General features: G+C 69.2%; 11 protein-coding genes. 4 read left to right on the forward strand and 7 right to left on the reverse strand.

All coding sequences use genetic code 11. The features are described 5' to 3' along the window. Nucleotides 1-143: 143 nt before the first annotated feature. From ACWDNU_RS42920 to ACWDNU_RS42940, 5 genes are all read right to left on the reverse strand, one after another. Complete coding sequence (locus ACWDNU_RS42920; RefSeq protein WP_370938904.1) at nt 144-1,313, reverse strand: ROK family protein; 1,170 nt, start codon at nt 1,311-1,313, stop codon at nt 144-146. 22 nt (nt 1,314-1,335) lie between these two features. Next, complete coding sequence (locus ACWDNU_RS42925) at nt 1,336-2,769, reverse strand: sugar ABC transporter permease (protein WP_449673080.1); 1,434 nt, start codon at nt 2,767-2,769, stop codon at nt 1,336-1,338. 17 nt (nt 2,770-2,786) lie between these two features. Further along, complete coding sequence (locus ACWDNU_RS42930) at nt 2,787-3,560, reverse strand: ATP-binding cassette domain-containing protein (protein ID WP_116205952.1); 774 nt, start codon at nt 3,558-3,560, stop codon at nt 2,787-2,789. Between the two features lie 96 nt (nt 3,561-3,656). Continuing rightward, nucleotides 3,657-4,793 carry a substrate-binding domain-containing protein gene (locus tag ACWDNU_RS42935; RefSeq protein WP_449673081.1) on the reverse strand — a complete coding sequence of 379 codons (1,137 nt, stop codon included), beginning with the start codon at nt 4,791-4,793 and terminating at the stop codon, nt 3,657-3,659. Between the two features lie 351 nt (nt 4,794-5,144). Continuing rightward, complete coding sequence (locus ACWDNU_RS42940) at nt 5,145-6,902, reverse strand: DEAD/DEAH box helicase (protein ID WP_378407682.1); 1,758 nt, start codon at nt 6,900-6,902, stop codon at nt 5,145-5,147. 215 nt (nt 6,903-7,117) lie between these two features. Between ACWDNU_RS42940 and ACWDNU_RS42945 the strand changes: the two genes are divergently transcribed. After that, nucleotides 7,118-8,344, forward strand: coding sequence for a YihY/virulence factor BrkB family protein (locus ACWDNU_RS42945; protein ID WP_449673085.1), 1,227 nt, complete (start codon nt 7,118-7,120; stop codon nt 8,342-8,344). Between the two features lie 9 nt (nt 8,345-8,353). Here ACWDNU_RS42945 and ACWDNU_RS42950 read toward each other — a convergent pair whose 3' ends face one another. Continuing rightward, complete coding sequence (locus ACWDNU_RS42950) at nt 8,354-9,202, reverse strand: hypothetical protein (protein ID WP_370938912.1); 849 nt, start codon at nt 9,200-9,202, stop codon at nt 8,354-8,356. Between the two features lie 125 nt (nt 9,203-9,327). Continuing rightward, nucleotides 9,328-9,570 (reverse strand): DUF3039 domain-containing protein, encoded by a 243-nt coding sequence (locus tag ACWDNU_RS42955; protein WP_020657970.1) that lies wholly within the window; start codon nt 9,568-9,570, stop codon nt 9,328-9,330. Nucleotides 9,571-9,654: 84 nt separating this feature from the next. Between ACWDNU_RS42955 and ACWDNU_RS42960 the strand changes: the two genes are divergently transcribed. Genes ACWDNU_RS42960 through ACWDNU_RS42970 form a run of 3 tightly spaced genes read left to right on the forward strand, consistent with a single transcriptional unit; the run spans nt 9,655 to nt 12,101 of the window. Further along, nucleotides 9,655-10,311 (forward strand): HD domain-containing protein, encoded by a 657-nt coding sequence (locus ACWDNU_RS42960; protein ID WP_449673082.1) that lies wholly within the window; start codon nt 9,655-9,657, stop codon nt 10,309-10,311. A 9-nt stretch (nt 10,312-10,320) separates the two neighbouring features. Beyond that, on the forward strand, nt 10,321-11,235 hold the full coding sequence (locus ACWDNU_RS42965) for a pseudouridine-5'-phosphate glycosidase (RefSeq protein WP_449673083.1): 915 nt from the start codon (nt 10,321-10,323) through the stop codon (nt 11,233-11,235). Further along, complete coding sequence (locus ACWDNU_RS42970; RefSeq protein ID WP_449673084.1) at nt 11,232-12,101, forward strand: carbohydrate kinase family protein; 870 nt, start codon at nt 11,232-11,234, stop codon at nt 12,099-12,101. Before ACWDNU_RS42965 ends, ACWDNU_RS42970 begins: the two co-directional genes overlap by 4 nt. Nucleotides 12,102-12,291 lie beyond the last annotated feature (190 nt).

A 12,291-nucleotide genomic window follows, 5' to 3' on the forward strand; every position in this document is an offset into this window, starting at 1 on the left:
GTCGACCTCGAACGGTTCACGCCCGGCTCGCAGGTGGACGCGCGCCGCGAGCTGAACCTGTCGCCGGACGCGGTCGTCCTCGCCTTCGCCGGACGCCCACCCGCAACCTCCCTGTGGCGTGCAACGCCACAGGGAAAGAAGCCTCAAACCGTGTCCAGAACCACCTCGAACGCCACCTCAGCCGCCCCCAGCAGCTTCACATCCGCCCCCAACGCCGAGCTGACAATCCGAGTCCCCCCGACAGCCCGCGAAACCAGACTCCTCCGCCGAACCTCCTCGGCGACAGCCCGGATCACCGACTCCGGCAGCACCGTCAGCAAGTCGCCCAGCACCACCAGCTCAGGCCCGAGCAGGTTGACCACGTTGACCAACCCCAACGTGAGCCACTCCGCGTACTCCTCGAGCCGAGCAGCAGCCGAGTCAGCATCCGACCCCAGCTCACGCAGCTCAACGAGAATCGCGCCCCGGGGAGTGTCCTCAGGCAGCCCCAACGCCCGGCACAACGCCGCCTCGCCGATCTCGGTCTCCCAGCACCCGCGGCTCCCGCAATAACAAGCCCGCCCGCCAGGCCGGATCGCCATATGCCCGATCTCGCCGACGTACCCCGCTCCCCCACGAAGCGACGACCCCTGCGAAATCACCCCGCCGCCCACGCCGACATCCGCGGACACGTAGACCGAATCCGAAGACCCCCGGGCCGCCCCGCGCAGATGCTCGGCAACCGCTCCCAGCTCGGCGTCATTGGCCACCAGCACCGGGATCCGCAGCACCGCGGACAGCCGGTCCCCGAGGGCCACATCGGTCCACCGCAGGTTCGGTGCCTCGTGCACCAGCCCGTCCGCCCGCCGGACCACTCCGGGCACCGACACGCCGACCGCCACCGGCTCCACGCCGAGATCTCCGGCCAGCACCCGGGTCGACTCGATCACGTGCGTGATGACCTCGTCCGCGGTCCGCGTCCGGGCGTGCAGATTCCAGCTGTTGCGCCCGAGAATCTGCCCGCCGAGCCCGACCAGCGCGATCGCCACGTGCTCGACCTGCAGGTCGACTGCGAGCACCACCGCGGCGTGCGGCTGCGGCAGGACCAGGAGCGAGGGGCGGCCCGCCCCTCGTCCCGGCCTCGGCACTTTCTCCTCGACCACTCCCGCCTCGGCGAGGCCGTCGACGAGGGTCTTGATGGTGCTCCGGTTGAGCCCCAGTTCGGTGGCCAGCGCAGCCCGCGTACTGGGCCCGCCGACGTGCAGCAGGCGCAACAGGGTCGTGCGGTTGTGCCGGCGCACCTCGTCCGGGCGGGCGACGGGCGGGCTGCTCACCGCGTCATCTTCCCATCAGCCCTCAGCGAGCCGATGCCTCAGCCCGCCGTCGCGAGAGCGCGTCGACGGTCGCGGCCAGCAAAAGGACCAGACCGGTGATGATGTTGACCACCGCGGCCTTCTGCTGGAGCAGGCCGAGCCCGTTGTTCACGATCGCCAGCACCGCGCCGCCGATGACCGCGTCCATGATCCGGCCCTTGCCGCCGAACAGCGAGGTGCCGCCGATGACCGCGGCTCCGACGGCGAACAGCAGCGTGTTCAGGCCGCCGGACTGGCCGCTGACGGAGCCGACCTTCGACGAGTACACGATCGCGCCGATCGCCGCGAACGACGAGCTGATCACGAACACGCTGGTGCGCAGCTTCGGCACGTTGATGCCGGCCCGGCGGGCGGCTTCCTTGTTGCCGCCCACCGCGTACAGGTGCCGGCCGTACTTGGTGCGGTTGAGCACGTAGGTGCCCGCCACCAGCAGCGCCAGGACGATCGGCACCACGTACGGCACGCCCGCGATCACGACGAGGTCGTTCGACGCCCGGTTGATGGTGAGCAGGTAGGTCGCGACCGCCGCGACGACCGCGATGGCGCCGACCTTCGCCAGCACGATCGGCGTCGGCTGGACCACCAGCCCGCGCTTCAGCCGCGAGAAGTGCTGGCCGAGCGCGAGCACCGCGTATCCGCCCGCCGCGACCACGAACAGCACCCAGCTGCTGGCGACCGAGAGGTTGCCGTTGGCTACTGCGTTGAGCGTGTCGCTCGTGCTGATCGGCAGCGTGCCGCCTTCGCCGACGAACTGCAGGATCACGCCCTGCCACACGATGAACAGCGCCAGCGTGACGACGAAGGACGGCATCCCGATCTTCGACACCAGGAAACCGGTGATGCAGCCGATCGCGGTGCCGGTGCAGACCGCGATGAGCATTTCGACCCACGCGTTGACCGGCGCGCCGACCAGGATCACCACGATGCCGACCAGCGAAACCGCCGCCCCGGCCCAGATCTTCTGCAGCAGCGCGAGCACCACCGCGAGCACGAGCACCGCGATGAACGTGATGAAGACGCCGGTTCCCATGGAACCCAGCAAGTTTCCATTGTGGACGTAGTGCAGCGCCATCAGCGACGCGCAGACGCCGGAAGCGGTGCCCGCGGACAGGTCGATCTCGCCCAGCAGCAGCACGAACACGATGCCCATCGCGATGATGGTCTGGCCCGCGCCCTGCTCCAGCAGGTTGGCGATGTTCTGCAGCGTGAAGAAGTCGCCGGACAGCGCGCTGAACAGGACGGCGAGCACGATCACGCCGAGCACGGCGGGAATCGAGCCGAGCTGCCCGTCCTTCATCCGCGCGAAGTAGTCCTTGATCGCCTCGCCGGTGGACATCGAGGTGGTGTCGATGCCGAAGTCGGCGATCGCCCCGGTGGGCGCGTCCGGAGTCTGCGGCTTCTCGGAAGTTTCGGTCATGGCAGGTTCTTTCTCGCTCACAGCGCGACAGCTTCGGGACGGGCCAGGCCGAGGTCGCCCGATCGGCCCGCGGTGATGAGTTCGACGACCTGGCTGTGCGTCACGTCCTTGGTCTGGACGTCCGCGACGAGCCGGCCGAGGTAGAGCACCGCGATCCGGTCCGCGACCTCGAACACGTCGGCCATGTTGTGGCTGATCAGCACCACGCCGAGGCCCTGTTCGGCCAGCCTGCGGACCAGGTCGAGCACCTGCTTGGTCTGCGCGACGCCGAGCGCGGCGGTCGGCTCGTCGAGGATGACCACTTTGCTGTTCCACAGCACGGATTTCGCGATCGCGACGGTCTGGCGCTGCCCGCCGGACAGCGAGGAAACCGGGGTGCGGACCGATTTCACCGTGCGCACGCCCAGCGACGCCAGCGTCTCGCGCGCGGCCTTCTCCATGCTGGCCTCGTCGAGCAGCCAGCTGCTGCCGCGCTCGCGGCCGAGGAACATGTTCTGCACGATGTCGAGGTTGTCGGCCAGCGCGAGGTCCTGGTACACGACCTCGATGCCGAGTTCGGCCGCGTCCTTGGGGCCGCGGATGTGCGCGTCCGCGCCGTTGAACCGGACGGATCCGGTGTCGTACGGGTGAATGCCCGCGATGCATTTGACCAAAGTGGACTTGCCGGCCCCGTTGTCGCCGACGAGCGCGGTCACTTCGCCCGCCCGCACGGCGAAGTCCACGTCGTGCAGGACGTGGACCGGGCCGAAGCTCTTGTTCAGGCCAGTGATGTCGAGAATGGGCTCGCTCATGGGATTCGCTTGTCTCTCGCGTGGATGCCGGGCCGGAACGCGTGTCGGGGGAACGCGTCCCGGCCCGGCTGCTCTTGGCGGGGAGGTGCTACGGCGTCAGGAGATGCCGTTTTCGGTGCACTTGGCGGCGAGGTCGCCGGTGCAGATGTCGGACGCCTTGACGTAGCCCTGCTGGACCACGGTCTTGATGTCCTTGATCGTGATCAGCTGCGGCTGCAGCAGCACCGACTTCAGGTCGCGGTTGTTCTTCGGGTCGTGCAGCTTGCCGGTGGCGATCGCGTCCGCGGCGGCCGTGTCGCCCTTGGCCAGCGCGGCCGCGAGCTTCGCGGTGTTCTCCGCCTCTTCCTTGATCGGCTTGAAGATCGTCAGCGTCTGGTCGCCGCGCAGGATCGCCTGCAGGCCGGCCGGGGTCGCGTCCTGGCCGGTGACCGGGACCTTCCCGTTGAGCCCGTTCTTCTTCAGCACGGTGATCACCGCGCCGGCCAGCTCGTCGTTCGCCGCCACGACGCCGTCGACCTTGCCGTTGACGCGGGTGAAGATCTGCTCGAAGGTCGTGCCGCCGACCTGGGCGTCCCAGTTGTCGATGGCCTGCTTCTGCACGAGGTTCAGCGCCTTGGAGTCGTACAGCGGCTTGAGGACCTTGTCGTGCCCGTTGGCGAACAGCGTCGCGTTGTTGTCCGTCGGCGCGCCCTCGATCTGGACGACGTTGGCTCCCGGCTTGCTCTTCAGCGCGTCCGCCAGACCCTGCGCCTGGATCTCGCCGACCTTCTCGTTGTCGAACGAGACGTAGTAGCCGGCCGAACCGCCGAGGCTCGGGCGGTCGTAGTCGATGACCGGGATGCCCGCGTTCTTGGCCTTGGCCTCGATCGCCGCGCCGACCGCGGGGTCGGACGGGGCGATGATCAGCACCTTGACGCCCGAGCTGATGAAGCCGTCGGCGAGGGTGGAGAACTTCTGGTTGTCGCCCTGGGCGTTCTGGATGTCGGCGCTGAAGCCCTGCGCGGAGAGCGCGGCCTGCAGCATCGGCTTGTCGAAGGCTTCCCACCGGGCCGAAGTGGCGGTCTCCGGCAGGATCACGCCGACCTTGCCGCTGGCGCCGCCGCCCGCCGGGGCGGAGGCGGAGCTCTTGCTGTCCCCCGAGTTGCCGGAGCCCGCGCTGTTGGCGCCGCACGCCGAAAGCGCCAGGCCGGCGCTCACCGTCGCGGCGAGGAGGGTAAGGGTTCTGGTGCGCATCCTCGTTCCTTCTCCGATCATGCTCGCGGGGTGATCGGAGAAGGTCCCCGGTGCACCGTCGCAGATATGTTGTGGCCGACAACATATGCCGCCGAGTGGCTCTGGGGAAGATGCCGGGATCGAGTAACCGACACCAAATGGACACAGTTCGGCAACACGGCCCTCATCTGGCGGCTCGGCTGACGGAGTGACCTCGGCCACGTACCGAGCGTAACGAGAAGTTGTCCGGTCTTGTCCGGTCGAGAGGGCAGGAGTGCCCGATCGGGCGCCCTGGCCGAACCGGACACGCGGTTCTACCAGGTCAAGGAGCGTGCTCCCGAGGACGGGAACACGCGCGGGAATCCCGCTGGGCTACCAGGAGCGCAGCGTGACGATCCGCTCTTCGAGCTGCTCCACCGTCGCCATCGCGGTGGGCGGGCCGCCGCACTGGCGGCGCAGTTCGTTGTGGATCGCGCCGTGCGGTTTCTTCGTGCGGTGGTGGTACACGCCGACCAGCGCGTTGAGCTCCTTGCGCAGCGCGCCGAGCCGTTCGCTCACCGACTGCGACCGGACCGGCGGCGCGGCCGGTTCCTCGGTCTTCGGCTTGCGCCGCTTCTCGTCGGTGATCTGCTCTTCCTGCCGCTTGCGCAGCAGCGCGCGGACCTGGTCCGGCTCCAGCAGCCCGGGAAGGCCGAGGTATTCCTGCTCCTCGTCGGAGCCGGAGAAGACCGCGGTGCCGAACGAGTTGCCGTCGTAGATGACCTGGTCGAGCTCGGCCGAGGCGTGCAGCGAGGTGAACGCCTTCTCCTCCTCGCCCGGTTCGTCCTCGGTGCGGTTGGCCTGGGCGAGCAGCTCGTCGTCCCAGCCTTCCTTCTCCCGGTGCGGCTTGCCGAGCACGTGGTCGCGCTGCGCTTCCAGCTCGCTCGCCAGCTCCAGCAGCACCGGGACGCTCGGCAGGAAGATGCTCGCCGTCTCGCCCTTTTTCCGGGCCCGCACGTAGCGGCCGATGGCCTGCGCGAAGAACAGCGGGGTGGACGCGCTGGTCGCGTACACGCCGACGGCCAGCCGCGGGACGTCGACGCCCTCGGACACCATCCGGACCGCGACGATCCAGCGTTCCTTGGTCTCGGAGAACTCCTTGATCCGCCCGGACGCCTTCGGGTCGTCGGACAGCACCAGCGTCGGCGTTTCGCCGCAGATCCGCTCCAGGATCTTGGCGTAGGCGCGCGCGGTGTCCTGGTCGGTGGCGATGACCAGGCCGCCCGCGTCCGGGATGCCTTGGCGCACCTGGCTGAGCCGCGTGTCGGCGGCCTGCAGCACCGCCGGGATCCATTCGCCCGCCGGGTCGAGCGCCGTGCGCCAGGCGCGCGCGTTCTGCTCCGCGGTGAGCGGCTCGCCCAGCCGCGCGGTGAACTCCTCGCCCGCGCTCGTGCGCCACGACGCCTCACCCGAGTAGGCGAGGAAGACGACCGGCCGGACCACGCCGTCGGCGAGCGCGTCGGAGTAGCCGTAGGAATGGTCGGCTTTGCTGCGCTGGAACCCGCCGCCGTCCGGTTCGTAGGTGACGAACGGGATCGGCGAGTCGTCGCTGCGGAACGGCGTCCCGGTGAGCGCGAGACGGCGCACCGCGGGCGTGAACGCCTCGCTGGTCGCGTCGCCCCAGGACTTCGCGTCGCCCGCGTGGTGGATCTCGTCGAGGATCACCAGGGTCTTGCGGTTCTCCGTGCGCACCCGGTGCAGCGTGGGGTGCGCGGCGACCTGCGCGTAGGTGACCGCGACGCCGCGGTAGTCCGACGACGTGACGCCGGTGGTGTTGCGGAAGTTCGAGTCGATCGGGATGCCCGCCGCCGCGGCCGCGGACGCCCACTGGTGCTTCAGGTGTTCGGTGGGGGTGACGATCGTGACGGCCTCGACGGTGCGGTCCGACAGCAGTTCGGCGGCGATCCGGAGGCCGAAGACGGTCTTGCCCGCGCCCGGCGTCGCGACCGCGAGGAAGTCCTTCGGCCGGCTCGACAGGTACTTCGTGAGCGCTCGGCGCTGCCAGGCGCGCAGCGGGCGCGCGGTGGAGTCCTTCTCTGCGGGCGGCGCCCCGAGGACCGGCTGGGTCGTCTCGGACAAAACTCGGTTCACCCCCTCCTCGGGCCGCTCGGCGCGGCCGTGACGTGCGAAAACCCCCACTGTGGCACCGGCTTCGCCGCCGGGCGCCGCGATGAGGGCACGTCGGCCAGCTTACCTTCCGCGCCCGCGGGCGCCGGGCACCGCCACGGGTGGTGTCCTCCGACACGCCCCCTCTCGGCGGGGGTGACGAGCCAAAACCGCGCGCATGGACCATGCTGGGACACACCATGGGCGAGGTGACACCGGACGCCGGCGAGGCAGAGCCGGACGGCGAGGCAGTGCCGAAGAAGAGCGTGCCGGAGAAGACCGTGCGCAGGGGACCGTGGCGGCTGTTCACCCGCACCCTCGCGAAAGCGTGGGAGGGCAACATCTTCTCCGAGGCCGCCGAGGCGGCCTTCTGGCAGACGCTGTCGCTTCCGCCGCTGCTGCTCGGGCTGCTCGGCAGCGTCGGGTTCATCGGCGAGTGGTTCGGCCAGAACGTGGTCACCGCGGTGCACGACCGGATCATCACCTTCAGCCACACCATCTTCAGCGCGAACGCGGTGCAGGAGATCATCGAACCGACGGTGAACAGCATCCTCACCGTGGGCAAGGGCGAGATCGTGTCCGTGGGCTTCGTCATCTCGCTGTGGGCGGGGTCGTCGGCGATGTCGTCGTTCGTCGACGCGATCACCGTCGCGCACGACCAGTACGGGGTGCGCAACGAGGTGTGGCAGCGGATTTTCGCGCTGCTGCTGTACCTGTGCGCGCTGATCGGGCTCGTGATCGGGCTGCCGCTGCTGGCGATCGGGCCGGACCTGCTGCCGGAGTTCTTCCCGGTCGACTGGCGGCCGACGGTCTCGTCCTGGGTCGGCACGCTCTACTACCCGGTGCTGGGCGTGATGATCGCGCTCGCGCTGACGACGCTGTACAAGCTCGCGCTGCCGCGCCGGCTGCCGTGGCACCGAGGGCTGCCGGGCGCGATGCTCGCCGGCGTGGTGTTCCTGGTGTCGAGCATCGGGCTGCGGATCTACCTGAACTGGATCACCAAAACCGGCTACACCTACGGCGCGCTGGCCGCGCCGATCGCGTTCCTGCTGCTGATGTTCTTCATCGGACTCGCTGTGGTCGGCGGCGCGTATTTCAACAGCGCGATCCAGGAGCTGTGGCCCGCGAAGGCGACCCGGCGGCAGCGGCGCAAATGGCGGCGGCTGGAGATGGAACGCGCGACCGAGCGGATGCGGGCCGAGGAGGGCCGCAAGCTGTGGGATCGCACGACGATGCCGTTGCGCCGGCCGAAACGGCATCCCGAAAACTCCGAAGAAAGCCACGAGGAATCGAACGGCGCCGAGGTGAACCACTCCGGATCGGAGACCGTGCAGCTCCCGGGGCCCGAGCGGGCGGCCGGGGAACGCGCCGGTTCCGAGCCGTCTCCCGGCCCGGAACCGCGCCAGCGCCGTCCGCAGCAAGGCTGAGCACAGGGGTCAGCCCTGGCGGAACCGCCACGTCTTGCTGTCGAAGGCGATGCAGACGCTCGGCGACATCACGACCACGCGCAGGGTGCCGTCGCGCTCGTCGTAGTCGATGCCCTCGACCTCGAAGTTGCCGCCGCAGCCGCTTTGCAGCGGAAGCTGGCCGAGCGAGGTGACGTGCCCGGTGACGTCGGAACCGGAGACGGGGCCGGAGAGATCGACCTGCAGCAACGGTTTGGTGGTGCCGAAGAGGCTGCCGTCCGGGTCGTCCGACGAGCACATCATCCGGGTGGCGGAGACGAAATCGCAGCCCTGGACGTCGCGCACCGGGTGGTCGAGCCGGATCGCCGAGGCGTACGGGAGGTTCTGGCCGGGGTCGGTGGCCGCGACGCCGGGCATCGGGTAGACGAGCAGCCGGTCCATCGTGCCCCACTCGCCGGACACCAGCCAGCGCGCGTCGGGCGACACCGCGGCGAACGAATTGTTGTTGGCCTCCCATGATTCCAGCGCGTGCTGGTAATCGGCGCGGGAGCCGTCCGGGGCCTCGACGCGGAAGAGCTTCGCGCCGCGGTCGTCACGCTGATAGGGCTCGACGTACCAGCCCTTCGCGGACCCCGGGTCGCCGATGTGGTTCCAGCCCTTCGCGGCCAGACCTGGGTCGACCGTGCCGATGCCGGTGTAGCGGATGCTCGTGCCCGACGAACGCTCGACCGTGGCGAGGCCCTGGCTTTCATCAAGCGGACGGGCGCGGTCTGAGCCGACGGTGGTCCACCCGGTCACCGCGTTCGCGGCGCCCGCCGCGACGGCGCTGAAGGCGGACAGCAGGACGACGAGGGAAAGCACGATCCCGGTTGCGCGCATGCGGGGACACTCCTGCGGGGAGGCGACTGGCCGGACGCAGGTCTACCAGTTCCTCCCCGGGTGCACAGCCACCGAGTGAAGGATTTTCACCTTTGTTCCCGCGCACCGGGACGCGCGGGAAACGGTCAGTCGTCGCCGCCGGGACGGAGGCCCTCGTAGATCTTCTTGCACTTGGGGCAGACCGGGGACCCCGGCTTAGGCGACTTCGTGACCGGGAAGACCTCGCCGCAGAGCGCCACGACGTGCGTGCCCATGACCGCGCTCTCGGCGATCTTGTTCTTGCGCACGTAGTGGAACATCTTCGGCGAGTCGTCGTCGGTCGACTCGGTGCTGTCGGTCTCCGGCTTGGTCAGCGTTTCGGTGCTCACCCCACCATCATGCCTCAGCGCCGCGCCCGCGGTAATGCCTGGCTAGGCTCGCCTGACCTGCCATGGGACCCCTCAGGAGCCCGGATGCCGCACGAGTCCGCACCCCGGTGGCACAGCGCGCTGACCCGCCTCGGCGGCGACCACCACGTCGGCCACGACGCCTGGGCCGACCTCGAAACGCGCTACACCGAACCGCACCGCCGCTACCACGACCTCGCCCACGCCACCGCCGTCGCGCACGACTCGGAGCAGCTAGCGGCCGACCTGCCGTTCCACGAACGCGCCGTCGTCGTCCTCGCCGCGTGGGCACACGACGTGGTCTACGACGCCGTACCTGGCCAAGACGAACAGCGCAGCGCCGAATGGCTGCGTCGCTGGCTTACTCGCGCAGGGGTTGCTGACGCGCACAGCAACCAGGCCGAAGCACTCATACTCGCCACCGCCGCCAACGAAGCACCCGAAGGCGACTTCGCCGCAGCAGCCCTCCTCGACGCCGACCTAGCCATCCTCGGCGCACCGCCTGCCGTGTACGCCGCGTACGTGGACAACGTGCGCCAGGAGTACGCGCGCTACCCCGACGACGCCTGGGCAACCGGCCGCGCCGCCGTCCTAGAAAACCTCCTCGCGCGGCCCACGCTGTACCTCACCGAAACCGCCCGCTCACGCTGGGAGACCGCCGCGCGACGAAATCTGCAGGCAGAGCTGACCCGATGCCGCAGCGCACGCGACGATCACAGATGATGTCCGGTCGTGACCACCCAGACCACTCCCCTGTTCGTCCACGAGGAAGTCGCCTCGGCGCTGCGCGACGGTCGCCCCGTCGTCGCCCTTGAGAGCACGATCCTCTCGCACGGCCTCCCGTACGGACGGAACCTCGACGTCGGCCGCCGAATCGAGCAAACCGTACGAGACGGCGGCGCCGTTCCGGCCACCATCGCCGTACTGGACGGACGGCCAGTCATCGGCCTCTCCCCCGCCGAGTTGGAGCGCGTCTGCGCCTCGGACGCCAACCTGGACAAGCTGTCCCTGCGCGACCTCGGCCCCGCCGTCGGCCTGGGCCGCTCCGGCGCGACGACGGTCGCGGGCACCTCCGCCCTCGCCGCAGCAGCCGGAATCGGCGTCTTCGCGACCGGCGGCCTAGGCGGCGTGCACCTGGGCGCGGCACAGAGCTGGGACGTCTCGGCAGACCTCGGCGTCCTCGCGAAGGTGCCCACCGTGGTCGTGTGCTCCGGCGTGAAATCGGTCCTGGACATCCCCGCCACCCTCGAGGTCCTGGAAACGAACTCGGTCCCAGTCCTCGGCTACCGCACCGACGACTTCCCGGCTTTCTACCTCCGCTCCTCCGGCCACCCCGTCGGCTGGCGCGTAGAGGACGCGAAACAAGCCGCCGCAGTAATCGCCGCCCACCGCCGCTACGCGAATTCCGGCGTACTGCTGACAAACCCAATCCCCGCAGAGTCCGAAATGGACCGTGCCCTGCACGATCGCCTGCTGCAGGAAGGCTTGGCGAAACTGGCCGACGGCGACGTACACGGCGCAGACGTGACTCCCGTGCTGCTGGAGCATTTCCACACCGCCAGCGAAGGCGTCAGCATCGACGCGAACGAAGCGCTGGTGCTGTCCAACGCCAAACTGGCGACCGAAGTAGCGGTGGCCCTGTCGTGACCGGAATCGTAGTAGTAGGCGATGCAGGCCTGGACGTAGTCGCCCGACACGACCAGCCCCTCCCCCACGGCGGCGACGCAAGAGCAGCAATCCGCTTCACCGGCGGCGGTGCGGGAGCGAACACCGCCCTGTGGCTGCGTTCCCTAGGCGCGGAAACCACCCTGGTAGCCCGAATCGGCGATGACTCCGGCGGCCGCCTGATCAAGGCGGAACTGGAAGCCGCAGGCGTCCGCTGCGCCTTCGCTACGGACCCGGAAGCTCCGACCTGCTGCGTAGTCGTCCTGGTAGACGGCGAAGGCCAACGCAGCATGCTCGCCGACCGAGGCGCGAACAAACGCTTCGCCCCCGAAGACGTCACGCCCGATTCGCTGACCGGCTCCACCCACCTGCACCTGTCCGGCTATGTCCTGCTGGACCCGTCGTCCCGCCCCGCAGGCCTAGCCGCACTAGCCGCCGCGAAGGAGGCGGGCCTGACCACCTCGGTAGACCCCCAAGCAGCCGCCCACATCCACGACCCAGCCGCCTTCCTGGACGACGTACGCGGCACCGACCTCCTCATGCCGAACACCGAGGAACTAGTCGCCCTAACCGGCTCAGCAGACCCGTCCTCCGCCACCGAACTCCTCGACACGGTCGGCGCAGTAGTAGTCACCGCAGGCCTAGCCGGCGCAAGCTGGATCGACGCAACCGGCGTCGCGTCAGTCCCCGCAGTAGAAACAACCTGCGTGGACTCGACCGGCGCAGGCGACGCCTTCGACGCAGGCGTCCTCACCACCTGGCTGGCCGGAAAGTCCACAGTGGACGTACTACGCGCAGGCACCCAACTAGGCGCACTGGCAGTAAGCCGAATCGGCCCCCAACCCTGACCAGAAGTACGTGAGGGGAACCCTGAGGGAATCAGATTCCCTCAGGGTTCCCCTCACGTACCTAAAACCGCACCGCTGCACCCACGTTCGAGGCACCCAGCCCCACCCCCGCACCCCGATACGAAGCGTCCCTGCGGTCTGGGGGTGCTTGTCAAGGCATCTTTCCCGCCTATAAAACCACCATCTACGT

Source organism: Amycolatopsis sp. NPDC003676 (assembly GCF_053587275.1).